General features: G+C 74.6%; 13 protein-coding genes. 6 read left to right on the top strand and 7 right to left on the bottom strand.

Going from position 1 to position 15256, the window contains the following annotated elements; genetic code table 11:
• The first annotated feature begins 285 nt into the window (after positions 1 to 285).
• Entirely contained in the window at positions 286 to 1194 is a 909-nt protein-coding gene (locus ET471_RS08945) for an SURF1 family protein (protein ID WP_242496477.1), read from the top strand.
• Positions 1195 to 1261: 67 nt separating this feature from the next.
• Here ET471_RS08945 and ET471_RS08950 read toward each other — a convergent pair whose 3' ends face one another.
• Positions 1262 to 2437, bottom strand: a complete 1176-nt coding sequence (locus tag ET471_RS08950; RefSeq protein ID WP_129187654.1) for a MalY/PatB family protein — start codon at positions 2435 to 2437, stop codon at positions 1262 to 1264.
• 102 nt (positions 2438 to 2539) lie between these two features.
• Between ET471_RS08950 and ET471_RS08955 the strand changes: the two genes are divergently transcribed.
• Positions 2540 to 3427: a VOC family protein gene (locus ET471_RS08955; RefSeq protein WP_129187655.1), complete on the top strand. Its 888-nt coding sequence runs from the start codon at positions 2540 to 2542 to the stop codon at positions 3425 to 3427.
• Between the two features lie 18 nt (positions 3428 to 3445).
• On the opposite strand, the gene ET471_RS08960 is transcribed toward ET471_RS08955, so the two are convergent.
• The 3 genes from ET471_RS08960 to ET471_RS08970 are packed head-to-tail and all read right to left on the bottom strand — an operon-like array spanning position 3446 to position 7436.
• On the bottom strand, positions 3446 to 3802 hold the full coding sequence (locus tag ET471_RS08960; protein ID WP_129187656.1) for a VOC family protein: 357 nt from the start codon (positions 3800 to 3802) through the stop codon (positions 3446 to 3448).
• Positions 3803 to 3822: 20 nt separating this feature from the next.
• Positions 3823 to 5559, bottom strand: a complete 1737-nt coding sequence (locus ET471_RS08965) for an ABC transporter ATP-binding protein (protein ID WP_129187657.1) — start codon at positions 5557 to 5559, stop codon at positions 3823 to 3825.
• Entirely contained in the window at positions 5556 to 7436 is a 1881-nt protein-coding gene (locus ET471_RS08970; protein WP_129187658.1) for an ABC transporter ATP-binding protein, read from the bottom strand. Before ET471_RS08970 ends, ET471_RS08965 begins: the two co-directional genes overlap by 4 nt.
• 195 nt (positions 7437 to 7631) lie before the next feature.
• Here ET471_RS08970 and ET471_RS08975 point away from each other — a divergent pair, with 195 nt between their 5' ends.
• Complete coding sequence (locus tag ET471_RS08975; RefSeq protein WP_129187659.1) at positions 7632 to 8084, top strand: nucleotidyltransferase family protein; 453 nt, start codon at positions 7632 to 7634, stop codon at positions 8082 to 8084.
• Positions 8085 to 8126: 42 nt separating this feature from the next.
• Here the strand turns inward: ET471_RS08975 and ET471_RS08980 are convergent, their stop codons facing one another.
• The 3 genes from ET471_RS08980 to ET471_RS08990 are packed head-to-tail and all read right to left on the bottom strand — an operon-like array spanning position 8127 to position 12279.
• Positions 8127 to 10922 (bottom strand): ABC transporter permease, encoded by a 2796-nt coding sequence (locus ET471_RS08980; protein WP_165350458.1) that lies wholly within the window; start codon positions 10920 to 10922, stop codon positions 8127 to 8129.
• A gap of 11 nt (positions 10923 to 10933) precedes the next feature.
• Positions 10934 to 11662, bottom strand: a complete 729-nt coding sequence (locus ET471_RS08985) for an ABC transporter ATP-binding protein (protein ID WP_129187661.1) — start codon at positions 11660 to 11662, stop codon at positions 10934 to 10936.
• On the bottom strand, positions 11662 to 12279 hold the full coding sequence (locus ET471_RS08990; RefSeq protein WP_129187662.1) for a PadR family transcriptional regulator: 618 nt from the start codon (positions 12277 to 12279) through the stop codon (positions 11662 to 11664). Before ET471_RS08990 ends, ET471_RS08985 begins: the two co-directional genes overlap by 1 nt.
• 184 nt (positions 12280 to 12463) lie before the next feature.
• Between ET471_RS08990 and ET471_RS08995 the strand changes: the two genes are divergently transcribed.
• From ET471_RS08995 to ET471_RS09005, 3 genes are all read left to right on the top strand, one after another.
• Positions 12464 to 12877: a DUF3817 domain-containing protein gene (locus ET471_RS08995; protein ID WP_129187663.1), complete on the top strand. Its 414-nt coding sequence runs from the start codon at positions 12464 to 12466 to the stop codon at positions 12875 to 12877.
• Positions 12878 to 12943: 66 nt separating this feature from the next.
• Positions 12944 to 14527, top strand: coding sequence for a glutamine-hydrolyzing GMP synthase (guaA, locus tag ET471_RS09000; RefSeq protein WP_129187664.1), 1584 nt, complete (start codon positions 12944 to 12946; stop codon positions 14525 to 14527).
• Positions 14528 to 14636: 109 nt separating this feature from the next.
• Entirely contained in the window at positions 14637 to 15215 is a 579-nt protein-coding gene (locus ET471_RS09005; RefSeq protein ID WP_207207243.1) for an aromatic ring-opening dioxygenase LigA, read from the top strand.
• The last annotated feature ends 41 nt before the right edge of the window (positions 15216 to 15256 follow it).

Genomic DNA, 15256 nt, shown 5'->3' on the forward strand with positions numbered 1-15256 from the left:
CGCATGTGTACCCGACGCTCATTCCACCGCAGAACCGTGCGGTGTGCAGGAGAGGAGGGGCGTCTTGGCGCCCTCCTGTCGGTGACGCGTCCTGGGACGGCGCACACATGTGGACTGACCACATCTAAGCACCGTACACCTGGTGCGACACAGCCCTGGCGCTGCGCCGGGCGACGGCGGTCACGCCGGCCTGGGGCGGGGTCCCGCGCGGGGGTGGGAGTGAGTCGCCGCACATCGGCTGCCCGGCGTGCCGGGGGTGCCCGCCCGCGCCGATAGCGTGGGCCCGTGCCCTCGCGTCCGTCCGCTCGCCCGTCCCCGTGGCGGGCGCTGGTGCGCCCCCGGATGCTCGTCGCGCTGCTGGTCGCGCTCGCCGTCGCGGCGGGGTGCGTGCAGCTCGGGATCTGGCAGTGGCACCGGGCCACGGAGCGTGCCGCCGCGGCGGCACGCGTCGCGGAGGCCGACGCCGCGTCGTCGGGCCCGGTGGGCCTCGGCACGCTCGTGGCGCCGCAGGCGCCCATGCCGGGCGACGACGTCGGCCGGGCCGTGTGGGTCACCGGTACGTTCGACGACGACGCCCAGCTGCTCGTCGCCGGGCGGGCGCTCGACGGCGCGGTCGGCTACCTCGTCCTGACGCCGCTGCGCGTCACCGACGACGGCACGGGCGGCGCGTCCTGGGCGGGCCTGTCGGGCGCCCCGGTGCTGCCCGTCGTGCGCGGCTGGGTGGCCTCGCCGGACGACGCGCCCGGGCTGGCCGCCCCGCACGGCGAGGTGCGCGTGACCGGGTGGGTCCAGGCGGGCGAGTCGGTGTCCGGGGAGGTCGCGCCCGCGAACCCCGGCGGGCCGCCCCTCACGCACGACATCGCGACGTCGGCGCTCGTCAACGACTGGGGCGGGCCCATCTGGGACGGCTACCTGGTGCTCACGGCGTCGGACCCCGCGCAGGTGGACGCGGCGTCGGGCGGGCCGGCGCTCGTCCCGCGACCCCAGGTGGAGGGCGGCTCGGGCCTCAACCTCCAGAGCCTCTTCTACGCGCTCGAGTGGACCATCTTCGCGGTGTTCGCGCTCGCGTTCTACGTCCGGCTCGCGCGCGACGAGGTCCGGTCGGAGCGTGCGGTGCTCGCGGCGGGCGCTGCGGGCGGGCCGCGTCCCCGGCGCCGTGGGGACGACCCCGGCATCGCGGGGCTGCCGGGCTGAGGTCGGCTGCGCGCCGCCTGCGCGACGTCGCCGGCCGGCCGGCATCGGCTCCGCGCCGTCCGTCGGGCTACGCTCCGCGGCGCTCCGTCGTGAGCGCCGTCGTCACGCGGTCCAGGATCTCCCGCAGGACGGGGCGCGGCGTCGCGAGCGTGAGGCGGACGAAGCCGTCGCCCGCCGCGCCGCAGTGCCGGCCGTCCGCGAGCGCGACGCCCGCGTGCTCGCGGAGCCAGGCCGTCGGGCGGTCCAGGGCGTAGCGCCGCAGGTCGAGCCACGCGAGGTAGGTGCCCTCGGGCGGCGTGTGCCCCACCTCGGGGAGGTGCGCGGCCAGGTGGTCCGCCACGAGGCGCCGGCTGCCGTCCAGGTAGGCGAGGACGTCGGCCAGCCAATCCTCGCCGGCGTCGTACGCCGCCGCATGGGCCAGGACGCCGGGCGTCGCCGCCAGGTGCTCCGTCCACGTGCAGCGGCGCTGCCAGGTCTCGGCCGCGTCGTCGTCGGTGAGGACGAGCTGGGCGGCCTTGAGCCCGGGCACGTTCCAGGCCTTCGACGCCGACGTCGCCGTCACGGTGTGGGCGGCCGTCGTCGGGGAGACCGACGCGTACGGGACGTGGGCGTGGCCCGCGTAGACGAGGGGCGCGTGGATCTCGTCCGCGAAGACCCGCCCGCCGTGCCGCGCGACGACGGCCGAGAGCGCCTCGAGCTCCGCACGCTCGAAGACGCGGCCCGTCGGGTTGTGCGGGTTGACCAGCACGAGCAGCCCGGCGCCCCGGGCGAACGCGGCGTCGACGGCGTCCAGGTCGTGCACGGACCGGCCGCCGTCCCGCGCGAACGGGACGGGGATCACCTCGCGGCCCAGGTCGTGCAGGAACGGGGCGAAGGGCATGTACGCGGGCGTCGGGAGGACGACGGGCGAGCCCTCGGGGGTCAGGTGCCGCACGGTGGCCTCGAACGCGGCGAGCACGTCGGGCACCGGGCGGACGCGCTCGGGGTCCACCGACCAGCCGAAGCGGCGCTTCGCGAACCCCGTGTACGCCTCCTGCATGCGCGCGACCGGCGGGCCGGACAGGTAGCCGAGCTGGCCCGTGTCGACGGCGTCGTGCAGCGCGCGGCGCACCGCGGGCGCCGTGCCGAAGTCCATCTCCGCGACGAACGCGCCGATCGCGTCGGGGTACGTCGACCACTTCTCCGACGGCACCGCGCGCAGCTGGTCGAGGGTGATGGCGTCGAGCTCGGACTCGGTCGGCATGGTCCCATCCAACACCCCGGGCCCGCGCAGGCGGCCGAAGATTTACTCTTCAACAAGGACGCGCGACCGCGCGGCGGCCCGACCGAGCAAGGACAGACACCGATGGACACCAGGATCGCCGCCGACACCGCCATGGGCGCGGTCACCCTCCGCGTCGCCGACCTCGACCGGATGATCGCCTACTACACGCAGGCCGTGCCGCTGCGGCTGCTCGCCCACGACGGCCCGCGCGCCGTGCTCGGCCGCGGCACCACCGCCGTGCTCGGCCGCGGCACCACCGCCGTCGTCGTGCTCGAGCACGCGCCCGGCCTGCGGCACGCGTCCCCCGGCGAGGCCGGCCTGTTCCACACCGCCATCCTGTTCGACACCCAGGCGGCGCTCGCGGCCGCCGTCGCCTCCGTCGCGACGCGCGCGCCCGGCACGTTCACGGGCAGCGCCGACCACCTGGTCAGCCAGGCGTTCTACTTCACCGACCCCGAGGGCAACGGCGTCGAGCTGTACTGGGACCGCGACCGCAGCCTGTGGAGCTGGACGCACGGGCAGGTCGAGATGGCCACGCTCTTCCTCGACCTGAACGGCTACCTGCGCGAGCACCTCGACGAGGCAGGGGCCGCCGACCCGCACGCCGGCGCCGCGCGCGTGGGCCACGTCCACCTCAGCGTCGGCGACATCGCGTCGGCCCGCCGCTTCTACGTCGACCAGCTCGGCTTCGACGCGACGGCGTCGCTGGGCGGCTCCGCGCTGTTCGTGAGCGCCGGCGGGTACCACCACCACCTGGCGATGAACACGTGGAACAGCGCGGGCGCCGGCCGCCGCGCGCGCACGCTGGGCCTCGGCCAGCTGGACCTCGTGCTGCCCACCGGCGACGACGTCGGGGCGCTCGCGGACCGCATGCGGTTCTACGGCGCGGCCACGGCCGACGACGGGCAGACCCTCGCGTTCGAGGACCCGTGGGCGAACACCGTCCGCGTCGTGGCCGCCGGCGCGTAGCGGCCTGAGCGGGCAGTATCAGGCCGACGCCCAGACCCCCAGCTCGTTGCCGCTCGGGTCGGTGAAGTGGAACCGGCGGCCCCCGGGGAAGGCGTACGGGCCGTCGACCACCTGGCCGCCCGCGGCGGTCACGGCCGCGACGGTCGCGTCGAGGTCCTCGGAGTAGAGCAGGACGAGCGGCCCCGCGCGGCCGGGCGCTCGCCCGGGGTTGAGGCCGCCGACCTCGCCGTCGCCGTCGGGCGCGACGATGCCCGCGTAGTCCGGCCCGTAGTCGGTGAACCGCCACCCGAACGCCGCCTCGTAGAAGGCCCGGGTGGCGGCCAGGTCGGTGACGCCGAGCTCGACGTAGTCGATCGCGTGGTGGGTGCTGGTCATGGGCCGAGCATGCCGCCGGGCTACTCGTGCTGCCAGCTGTGCCACAGCGCGGCGTAGCTGCCGCCGGCGGCGACCAGGTCGTCGTGGGCGCCGAGCTCGGTGATGCGACCGTCCTCCACCACCGCGACGCGGTCGGCGTCGTGGGCCGTGTGCAGGCGGTGGGCGATCGCGACGACCGTGCGGCCGTGCAGCACCGCCGCGAGCGAGCGCTCGAGGTGGCGGGCCGCGCGCGGGTCCAGCAGCGACGTCGCCTCGTCGAGCACGAGCACGTCCGGGTCGAGCAGCACGAGGCGCGCGAGCGCGACCTGCTGCGCCTGCGCCGGCGTGAGCGTCACCCCGCCCGAGCCGACCTCCGTCTCGATGCCCTGCTCCAGGTCGTCCACCCAGGTCAGGGCGTCGACGGCGGCGAGCGCGTCGCGCAGCCGCTCGTCGGACGCGCCGACGTCGGCGAGCCGCAGGTTGTCGGCGACCGTGCCCACGAACACGTGGTGCTCCTGCGTGACCAGGGCGACGCGGCGCCGCAGCTCCTCGAGCGGCAGGTCGACGAGCGGCACGCCGCCGACGGTCACCGACCCGCCCGTGGGCGGGTGGATGCCCGCGAGCATGCGGCCGAACGTCGACTTGCCCGCCCCGGACGGCCCCACGATGGCGAGCCGCTCGCCGGGCCGCAGGTCGAGGTCGATGCCGTGCAGCACGTCGTGCCCCTCGCGGTACGCGTACCGCACGCCGCGCGCCTCCATCCCACCGTCCTCCGCCGGGGTGGCGCCGCTGGCGGCGCGGTCCGTCGGGACGAGCCGCACGCCGATGATGCGCGCGAGCGACACGGCCGCGACCGACATCTCGTCCAGCCAGAACACGAGGTTCCACACCGGGCCGGTGAGCTGGAAGGTGTACATGACCAGCGCGGTGACGGCACCCATCGTGACCGTGCCCTGCGAGGCGAGGAACCCGCCCCACACCAGCACCGCCACGGGCGCGATCACGAACGTCAGGTCCACGCCGGGGAACAGCACGGTGCGCAGGCCGAGCGTCCGCATCTCCGCGGTGTAGGCGGCCGCGATGTCCGCGTCCGAGCGGTCGTTGCGCCGTCCGCCCAGGTCGAGCGCATCGACGGCCCGCACGCCCTCGACCGACTCGGTGACCGTGCCGTTGAGCGACGCGTAGGTGGCCGACTCCGCCTGGTACGCGTCGGGGGCGCGGCGCAGGTACCACCGCACCACGGTGAGCAGCAGCGGCATGCCCACGAACATGGCCACCGCGACGAGCGGCGCCATCACCAGGCATGCGACGACGGTGAGCAGGATCGTCACCACCGACACCGTGAGCTGCGGGACGCCGAACCGGACCGCGTTCTGGATCTTCGCGACGTCGTTGGTGGTGCGAGCCACGAGGTCGCCCGTGCCGGCGCGCTCGACGGTGGACAGCGGCAGGGCCGTGACGGTGTCGAGGAACTCCTCGCGCATCGCCGCGAACACCGACTCGCCGAACACCATCGCCCGCTGCTGGGCGATCTTCTGCACGACGCCGCGCGCAAGGATCGCGACGACGGCGACCAGCACGAGGTCGCGCACGTGCCCGGCGGTGGTGCCGGCCCGCGCGTCGTCGACGAGGCGGCCGAGCAGCCACGGCCCGACCAGCCCCGCGAGGGACGACAGCATCGTCAGCGTCGCGATGAGGAGGAACTCGCGGCGGTTCGCCCGCAGCAGCGCGCGGGTGTAGGCCCACGTGGTCGCGGCGTCCGCGATCGGCAGCTTCATGACCGCGCCTCCAGCGCATCGACGGACCGGTGGCGGACGGCGCCGCGGGCTCGTTCAGGATCGTCCGGCGACTCGGCCGAGTCGGCGTCCGGAGACGCGGCCGAGTCCGCATCCAAGGACCGCCCGACGACGGCGCGGTAGCGTGCCGCCGCCGCGCCGGCCCCGTCGCGCGCATCGTCGTCGGTGTCGTCGTCGGGCCGACGGTCGAGCAGGGCGCGGTGCGTGCCCGACGTGACCACGCGGCCGCCCTCCAGGAACAGGACCTCGTCCACGTGGTCGAGCACGAGCGGGCTCGCGGTGACGATCAGGGTGGTGCGGCCGCGGCGGTCGTCGGCGAGGCGGGCGGCGATGCGGGCCTCGGTGTGGGCGTCGACGGCGCTCGTGGGCTCGACCAGCACGAGGATCTCGGGGTCGGTGAGCAGGGCGCGCGCGAGCGCGACGCGCTGCCGCTGGCCGCCCGACAGGGAGCGGCCCTTCTCGGGCAGCTCGCCCGTGAGGCCGCCGGGCATGGACTCGAGGACGTCGTGCGCGTCGGCCACGTGCAGGGCCCGCTCCAGGTCGGCGAGCTCCGCCCGCGACCGGGAGTCGAGCTCGACGTCGAGGCGCCCGGAGAAGATGGTCGGCGTCGCTTCCGCGACGACGATGCGGCGGCGCAGGTGCTCCTTGGGCAGCGACGACAGCCGCACCCCGCCGAGAGTCACGGGCGTCGCGGCCTCGGCGTCGTCGTCGAACCGGCCGAGGCGCAGGGCGACGGCGGCGGACTCGTCGGGGTCGGCCGCGACCAGCGCGACGACGCGGCCGGGGGCGAGCGCGACGCCTGTCGCCTCATCGTGCAGGACGGCTCCGGTGGCGGGCGGCTCGGCCGTGGCGGGCGCGGCACCCGTCGCGGGGACCACGCGCAGCACCTTGACCACCTTGCCGGCGGAGACGTGCGCGTTCGTGGCGACCTTGAGGAACTGGATCGCGAGCTGCACCGGCCAGCTGAGGAACGCCGCGAACCCGAAGAACGACACGAGCTGCCCCGCGGTGATCTCGCCGCGCACCGCGGACAGCGCGCCGAGGTACACGACGGCGACCGTGAACAGCCCGGGCAGCACCACCTGGAGCGCGTCGAGCCACGACTGCATCCCGGCCACCTGGACCCCGGCGGCACGCACCTTCTGCGACTGCGCGCGGTAGCGGGCCGAGAACACCGACTCGCCGCCGATGCCGCGCAGGATCCGCAGCCCGGAGACGGTGTCGGCGCCCAGCGTCGTCAGGCGCCCGGAGGCCTCGCGCTGGGCCGCCTGCCGCTTCTGGAGCGGCTTGACGAGGAACGCGAGGATCACCGCCACCACCGGCAGGCCGAGCGCGACGACGACGCCGAGCTGCACCGACGCCTGGAGCATCAGCGCCGTGGTGACGGCGTACGCGACCAGCGACCCGACGAACTGCGCGGACATGGCGAACAGGTCACCCATGCGGTGGACGTCGTTCGCGATCGAGGCCACGACCTCGCCCGTCGGCAGCTCCGCCGAGATCGCGTGCCCCGAGCGGGACACGGTGCGCGAGACGAGCTGCGAGGAGCGGTACGCCCCCTCCATCCAGTTGCGCACGTCGAACCGGTGCCCGAGCACCGACACCCCGGCCATGGCCGCGCCCAGGACGAGCAGGAGGACCGCCCAGCGCCACGTCTCGGCGTCGAGCCCGCCCGCGGTCGCCGAGTCCACGACCCGCCCGACCAGGTACGGCTGGAACGCCTGGACGCCGAAGACGACGACACCGCACGTCAGCGAGGCCGCCAGCGTCCGGGCCTGCTGGCGGGCGAGCCAGCCGAGCAGGGCCCACGGCCCGGTGAGCGGCGGGGTGCCCGGGTCGGGCAGGGGGAGGGGTCGCACGAGGGACAACGCTAGGCCGGGGGACCGACACCGGTCGAAGGCTTTGTGCGGGCGGCGCTCGACGGGCAGGACGCGACCTTCAACGGAGAGTCATGGACTGGAACGACCCGGAGGGCTGGAGGTTCACCGCCGCGCTCGCCGCGGAAGCTCCGTCGGGATCGCGCAGGCACTCGACCGGCTCGTGTCCCAGGTGTGGTGCTGGCCGAGAGGGCGGGCCGGGCGAACCTCTACCGGCTCAACCGCGACCACCTGGCCGCGCCGGCCGCCGAGATCCTGGCCGGGATGCGCACGGAGTTCCTCTCGCGCCTGCGCGAGGCCGTGGACGGTTGGGCCGTCCCGGCTCTCGCCGTCGCACTGTTCGGGTCCGTCGCCCGTGGCGAGGCCACCACGGAGTCCGACGTCGACCTGCTCGTCGTGCGACCCGGTGGCACGACCGACGACGACCCGGTCTGGTCCGACCAGGTCACCGGGCTCGAACGGTCCGTCCTGGCGTGGAGCGGCAACCGGGCCGCCGTCCTCGACGTGTCCGTGGACGACCTGACCGACCTCGTGCGTCGCGACGCACCCGTCCTGACGTCGTTGCGGGACGACGCCATCGACATCACGCCGAGGCGCATCCGCAGCCTTCTCGTCGGGAGCGCGCGATGAACCGGTCAGGACCGGGTGACCTCCCCGCCGGCTCGCGCGGCGCTACCCCGCGACGCGGCGCGTGAGCGCCAGGCGGCCTCGCGTCACCAGCCAGGCCGCGCCCACGGCGACGAGCGGGAGGGCAACGACGGCGACGGCGATCGGGAGCCAGGGCACCACGACCGACCAGGTCGGGTCCTCCAGGTACCGGAAGCGGCTCTGGAGCACGAATGCCGCTCCGACCGCGATGCCGGACGTGAGGCCGAGCACGGCGCCGATGACGACGATCGTGCCTGCCTGGGCGGCGACGATCCGCTTGCGCGTCGTGGGCGCGGCGCCGACGGCGGCGAGCGTCGCCAGGTCGGGCCGTGCCTCCGTGGCGGCGAGGGCCGCCGCGATCCAGGCCGCGGCCAGCGCGAGCAGGCCCGTCCCGCCGAGGATGAGCAGGGTGGTCAGCCATCCCGAGGTGAGCTGCGGCGGCTCGGCGACACCGACGCACACGATGCACCCACCCCATTCGGTCTCGCCATAGACGTCGTCCAGCCGGGACTGGAGCGTCTCGACCTGCGCGCGCGAGGGCGTGGCCGAAGGCGTCGCGACGAGCCCGCCGACGGAGACGGGGAGGTCGTTGGCCTCGGCGACCTGCGGCGGGACCAGCGGGAGCGACAGGATGCTCGGCCCGACCAGCTCTCCGACGGCGGTGCCCTGCGCTGTGACCTCGCGACCGTCGTCGATCGGCGTGTCGGTCGCGGAGTCGACGCCGAGCTCCGAGAGCCGCGCCGTCCCGTCAGGTGCGAGCCCCCACGGGGAGGTCACCAGCCTGCCGTCACGCAGCGCGTCCTTGGCGGCGTCGGCGTCCGGGATCGCGAAGACGTCCACCAGGGCGCCGTCGTCGACCACGGGGCCGAGGATCCCTCCGGGGCCGGAGGACATACCCGGGCCTTGCATGTCCGTGAGCGCCAGGACCAGGTCGACCCGCCGGACGGTCTCTGCGTCGCCCGGGGTGCGCAGCACGCGGACCGGGGTCAGGTCTCCGGCATCGGGGATGACGTCGGCGACCAGCTCGGACACCTTCGCCACGATGGTCTCGTCGAATGTGGTGAGCCGGTTGCCTGGCGACGGCCACGCCTCGGGCGCGATCATCAGCGTCCCCGGCCGTGCTTCGATCGACTGGTTCCGGTAGTCGTAGAGCGCCTGCGAGTAGGAGTAGACCAGCCCGGCCGACGCGCCCGCGCACGCCACGAGCACGGCCGCGATGGCGGGCGCGGTGCGCGAGCGGTTGCGAGCGGCGTCGCGCAGCGCGAACCGCCACGACAGCGGTAGGCGCCCGGCGACGCGGCCGAGCAGCGCGACGATGCCGCCGCACGCGAGCACCAACCCGATCTGGCCCACGACGATGCCGGCCGCGAGGAGCATGGCCTGCCCGGCGACGCCGGCCGCGAGCGCGCCCCCGAAACCTGCCGCCGCGAGCACCGCGCCGACGACGGCGGGCCCACGCCGGTGTGTGGTCTCACCCCGGCGGCCCGCGAGGACGGCGACGACGTCGGCCTTCGACGCGCCACGGGCGGGCAGCCACGCCCCGGCCGCCGCGAGCAGCACGCCGACGACGACGATCGCCAGCACCGGCAGCCACGGGACCACGGGAAGCACGAAGCCGTCGGCCAGGACGGAGACCAGCACCGTCGTCCCGGCGAGGCCGAGCACCGCCCCGCCGAGCGCGGCGAGCACACCGATGACGATGCCCGTGCCGAGCACTACGGCGCGTAGCGTACGGACCGTGCCGCCGTTGGCGGCGACGATCGCGAGCGAGCGGGCCGAGCGGCGGGCGCTCACCGCGAACGACGGCCCGATGAGCAGCACGGCCTCGAGCAGCGCGATCGCGACGACGGCCGCCGCGGTGCCCCACGTCTCGACGCTGGCGCCGAGACTCTCGGGCGGTATCTCGTCGTAGAACGGCACGGCCTCGTCCGGCGGCGGGTCGGAGAGGACGGCGCGGCTCACCACCCTGACGCCGAGTTTGTTCATCGCCACGACGTCTTCCCAGGTGACGGGTGCGTCGCCGGTCACGAACCAGCGGGGTTCGGGCTGGGTGCCGCCCTGGCCGTCGGCCGCGGTGTCGCCCACGTCGGTGGGGGCCACGAGCGGACCGGTGGCCGGGAGCAGGATCGACGCGTCGATCACCTGCGTGTTCTTGAGGAGGCCCGAGACGGTGGCGGTGCGGGTGGTCTGGTCGGCTGCGAGACGGTTCGGCGTCAGGGTGACCTCGTCCCCGAGGGAGATGCCGATCTGCCTGGCCATCGACGCGGTGATCGCGACCTCGCCGTCCTGGGGGAGCGCGCCGTCCCGCACGGGGAAGGCGGCGGCGGCCTCGGGGAACTCCAGGTCGAGCTGCAGGGCGGTGCCGCTGAGTCGCCGGTCGGTGCCGACGACGCCGAGCTGCGCCTTCGCCGCCCGGTGCAGGGTCGAACCCGCCGGCAAGGCCGCAGACACTCCCGCCTCGAGGTCGGCGACGGCGACCGGTCCACGCTGTTCGACGCCCAGGCCGGTCGAGCCGTCCGGGGCCTGCAGGTAGCCAGGCCCCTGGAAGCTGAGCCCTGCGGTGAACTCGCTCCCGAGCTCGGTGCGGATCTTGATCTCCGGCGCGTACGACAGCGACCACAGGGCCGTCGCCGCGAACGACCCGACCGCGACCGGCAGCGCCACCATGACCGCGACCAGCGCCGTGCGGCCCTTGTGGCGGCGGGCGTCGCGCGCGCCGTAGCGCAGTGCGACGCGCCAGCGGCCGCGGAAGCGGGCACCGGGGCCGCGGCGTGGCTCGTCGGTGTCGGTGCGGAGTGTCGCGCGGGAGGGCGAGGGCACGGTGGCGACCATCAGCGTGCCGCCCCGTCGAGGAGCGTCTCCGCTCCGGCGGAGGACCCGGTCTCGTCGACGACGAGTCCGTCGCGCAGGAACACGATGCGGTCGGCCCAGGCGGCGTGGCGGGCGTCGTGCGTGACGAGCAGCCCGGCGGCGCCGGTGTCGACGCGGGCGCGCAGGACGCGCATGACGGCCTCGCCGGTCACGGAGTCGAGCGCCCCGGTGGGTTCGTCGGCGAGGACCAGGCGTCGCGGGCCGACGAGCGCCCGCGCGATGGCGACGCGTTGGGCCTGGCCGCCCGACATGTCGTCGGGGAACCGGTCGGCGAGGTCGTCGAGGCCGACCTCGGCGAGCGCGGCGGTCCCGGCGGCACGTGCCTTGCGGGCGGACGCGCCGTCGAGCTCGAGGGGCAGGGTGACGTTCTCCAGCGCGGTCAGGGCGGGGATCAGGTTGAGGTCCTGGAACACGTACCCGACGTGCTTGCGTCGCAGCCGGGCGCGGCCCTGGGCGTCGAGGGCGCCGACGTCGTCGCGTCCGACCTGCACGGTGCCCGACGTGGGGGTGTCGAGGCCGCCGGCGAGGTGCAGCAGGGTGGACTTGCCGGAGCCGGAGGGGCCCATGACGGCGACGAGCTCGCCCATGGCGACGGCGAGGTCGACGCCGCGCAGGGCGTGGACCTCGGCGGCGCCGGACCCGTGGACGCGGGTGACGGCGCGCATCGTGAGCATGACGGGGGAGGACATCAGCGGCCTGCCTTCGTGTCGGTGGGACGGGGTGTCTCGACGGCCGCGACGGGTGCGGAGCCCGGGCGGGTGTGCGACGCGCGAAGGACGGCGGTCTCGACGTGGTCGAGCCAGCGGACCTCGGCCTCGGCGGCGAAGATCAGGGAGTCCAGCACCAGGGACCAGGCGAGCCCGGGCCCGTCGGTGGTCGCGTCGCGCTTGAGGCGGGTGTAGTCGCGCAGTGCGCGCAGGGTCTCGGTGCGTTGGCGTTGCACGACGGCGCCGATGTCGACGCCGTGGACGGTCACGGCCAGCGCGAGCTTGATGGCGAGCTCGTCGCGCGCGGGGGCGTTGCGCTCGACGGGGCGCTGCCACCAGGCGGTCGCCTCCGCCCGGCCCGCCTCGGTCAGCCGGTACCGCTCGGGGTTCGGCCCGCCCTTCGGTGACGTGGCCGGGGCCGCGTCGTCGGGCACGGGCTCGACGAGCCCGTCGCGTTCCAGGCGTTGCAGGGTGGTGTACGCCTGCCCGATGTTGAGCGGCCACGTGCCGCCCGTGCGGGCCTCGAACTCCTGGCGGAGCTGGTAGCCGCCCATCGGCTGCTCCGAGAGCAGTGCGAGGAAGCCTTGCCTGATCGACATCGTCGTCTCCCGTGCTTACTGGGTAAGGGATCGGTGCTGAGATCGATAGTTACCGAGTAAGTGGCTGGCGTCAAGAGGGCGCGGCGGCGTGGCGCGGCCGCGGGTCCGCGGCAGGGGCGGGTGTGATCCACGTCAGCGCCGACGGCGCGGCCCGGGCCCGCCTGCGCTGGCTAGGCTGGCTCCCGTGACCGAGGTTTCCAGCGCGCAGGCCGCTACCGCCATCCGCAAGGCTCGGGGCGCCCTCGCCCGCTACCGCGTGATGGCGATCGTCACCGGTGTGATGCTGCTGCTCCTGACGGCGTGGTGCATCGTCAAGTACCCGGTCGGGGAGTGGCAGTGGTTCGGCAACCACGACGTGGCGGCGTTCGTCGACGCGACCTGGATCGTCGCCCCCGTGCACGGCTGGGTCTACGTCGTGTACCTCGTCACGGTGCTGCACCTGTGGTCGACCATGCGCTGGGGCTACGGCCGTCTCGTCACGATGGTGCTCGCCGGCGTCGTCCCCGTGATGTCGTTCGTGGTGGAGCGCCGTGTGCACGCCGACGGCCAGGCGAAGCTCGACGCGCTCGCGCAGCGCTACGACGTCACGACAGCCTGACGCCGGCCGTCGGGGCGCCTGTGCGCGCCGAGACAGCCCGACGGGCGGCCTCGCGGCGCACCTAGAATGACCCTTGTGACGTCCCCTGCCGCACCCCGCCCGGTCCTCGTCGTCGACTTCGGCGCCCAGTACGCCCAGCTCATCGCGCGCCGCGTGCGCGAGGCGAAGGTGTACTCCGAGGTCGTCCCGCACAGCATGTCCGTCGCGGACATGCTCGCGAAGGACCCGGCCGCGATCATCCTCAGCGGCGGCCCGTCCTCCGTGTACGCCGACGGCGCCCCCTCGGTCGACCCGGCGCTGTTCCGCGCCGGCGTCCCGGTCATGGGCATCTGCTACGGCTTCCAGGTCATGGCCCAGGCGCTCGGCGGCGACGTCGCCAAGACGGGCCTCTCCGAGTTCGGCGGCACGCAGGTCGACGTCTGCGAGTCCGGCGTGCTGCTCGCGAACACGCCCTCGCAGCAGTCCGCGTGGATGAGCCACGGCGACTCCGTGCACCGCGCCCCCGAGGGCTTCCGCGTGCTCGCGACGACGGCTGGCGCACCCGTCGCGGCGTTCGAGAACCGCGAGCAGCGCCTCTTCGGCGTGCAGTGGCACCCCGAGGTCAAGCACTCCGAGCACGGCCAGAGCGTGCTCGAGCACTTCCTGTACGACGGCGCCGGGCTGGCTCCCGACTGGACGCCGTCGTCGATCGTCGACGACCAGGTCGCGCTGATCCGCGAGCAGGTGGGCAGCGCCCGCGTCATCTGCGCGCTCTCCGGCGGCGTCGACTCCGCCGTCGCGGCCGCGCTCGTGCAGAAGGCCGTGGGCGACCAGCTCACGTGCGTGCACGTCGACCACGGCCTCATGCGCGCCGGCGAGGTCGAGCAGATCGAGCGCGACTTCGTCGCCTCGACCGGCGTGCGCCTCATCGTCCGCGACGAGAAGGAGCGCTTCCTCGGCGCGCTCGCCGGCGTGACCGACCCCGAGACCAAGCGCAAGATCATCGGCCGCGAGTTCATCCGCGTGTTCGAGGACGCGCAGCGCCAGATCGTCGCCGAGGCCGGGGAGCACGGCGAGGAGGTCAAGTTCCTCGTGCAGGGCACCCTGTACCCCGACGTCGTCGAGTCGGGCGGCGGCGAGGGCGCGGCGAACATCAAGTCGCACCACAACGTCGGCGGCCTGCCCGACGACCTCGACTTCGAGCTCGTCGAGCCGCTGCGCGCGCTGTTCAAGGACGAGGTCCGCGCCGTCGGGCGCGAGCTCGGCATCCCCGAGGAGATCGTCGGCCGCCAGCCGTTCCCCGGCCCCGGCCTGGGCATCCGCATCATCGGCGAGGTCACCGAGCACAACCTCGACATCCTGCGCCGCGCCGACGCCATCGCCCGCGAGGAGCTCACCAAGGCGGGGCTCGACGGCGAGATCTGGCAGTGCCCCGTGGTGCTGCTCGCCGACGTGCGCTCCGTGGGCGTCCAGGGCGACGGCCGCACCTACGGCCACCCGGTGGTGCTGCGCCCCGTGTCGTCCGAGGACGCGATGACGGCCGACTGGACCCGGCTGCCCTACGAGACGCTCGCCGTCATCTCGACGCGCATCACCAACGAGGTGCGGGAGGTCAACCGTGTGGTCCTCGACGTGACGTCGAAGCCGCCGGCCACCATCGAGTGGGAGTGACGCAGGCCGGGTGACGCGCTGCGGATCGCGGCGCGTACCCGCTCACCAGGCGCGATGCTGCGGCCGCGACTAGCGTGAGTCTCGGCATCCGAGCCGGGAGGAGCAAGCCATGTCGAGCACGGTCACAGTTCGGCCGACCCGCGGCGTTCGCGGGATCGGGTTGTTCACCATCATCGCGGGCGTCGTGATGATCGTCGCGGGGATCCTCGTGTGGATCCTGGTCGCCACGCAGCTGTCCAACGAGAAGATCACCGTGTCGGGCGACGCCCCCTTCCTGGGCGGCATGTTCCAGGGTGACGCCGTCCGAGGCCCGCTCACCGCGTTCGCGCAGGCGGACATCATCAACCAGCACGCCCTCAACTCGACCGACGGGCAGACCTACGCCCAGCTCGCGCAGGACGACCCCCGTCGCGACACCGTCATGACGGCGTCGTTCCTGCGCGCGTCGCTCTTCACGTCCGTCGTGTCGTTCGGCATCTGCGTGCTCGTCATCGCGCTCGGTGTCCTGTTCCTGCTGGTCGGCAGCGCGTTGCGCCGCCTTGCCGACGGCCCGGAGATCACCGTGGCCGGCGCCCAGACCGCCGGCCTCGTCTCCGACGCCGACGTCTACGGCCGCCACTCCGGCCCGGCGACGCGGGCGGCGGAGCCGGACCGGCCCGTCGACGACGACGGCAGGCCCCCCGCCTGACCGTCTTCCCCCTGACGACGACGGGCCCCGACCGTAGCGGA

It is taken from the genome of Xylanimonas protaetiae, assembly GCF_004135385.1.
Taxonomy (GTDB): Bacteria; Actinomycetota; Actinomycetes; order Actinomycetales; family Cellulomonadaceae; genus Xylanimonas; species Xylanimonas protaetiae.

Excerpts from the sequence above, each read along its gene's own strand:
- ET471_RS09005 (WP_207207243.1), top strand. The coding sequence starts at position 14,637 with ATGTCGAGCACGGTCACAGTTCGGCCGACCCGCGGCGTTCGCGGGATC.
- ET471_RS08990 (WP_129187662.1), bottom strand. The coding sequence starts at position 12,279 with ATGTCGATCAGGCAAGGCTTCCTCGCACTGCTCTCGGAGCAGCCGATG.
- ET471_RS08950 (WP_129187654.1), bottom strand. The coding sequence starts at position 2,437 with ATGCCGACCGAGTCCGAGCTCGACGCCATCACCCTCGACCAGCTGCGC.
- ET471_RS08965 (WP_129187657.1), bottom strand. The coding sequence starts at position 5,559 with ATGAAGCTGCCGATCGCGGACGCCGCGACCACGTGGGCCTACACCCGC.
- ET471_RS08955 (WP_129187655.1), top strand. The coding sequence starts at position 2,540 with ATGGACACCAGGATCGCCGCCGACACCGCCATGGGCGCGGTCACCCTC.
- ET471_RS08985 (WP_129187661.1), bottom strand. The coding sequence starts at position 11,662 with ATGTCCTCCCCCGTCATGCTCACGATGCGCGCCGTCACCCGCGTCCAC.
- ET471_RS08960 (WP_129187656.1), bottom strand. The coding sequence starts at position 3,802 with ATGACCAGCACCCACCACGCGATCGACTACGTCGAGCTCGGCGTCACC.
- guaA (WP_129187664.1), top strand. The coding sequence starts at position 12,944 with ATGACCCTTGTGACGTCCCCTGCCGCACCCCGCCCGGTCCTCGTCGTC.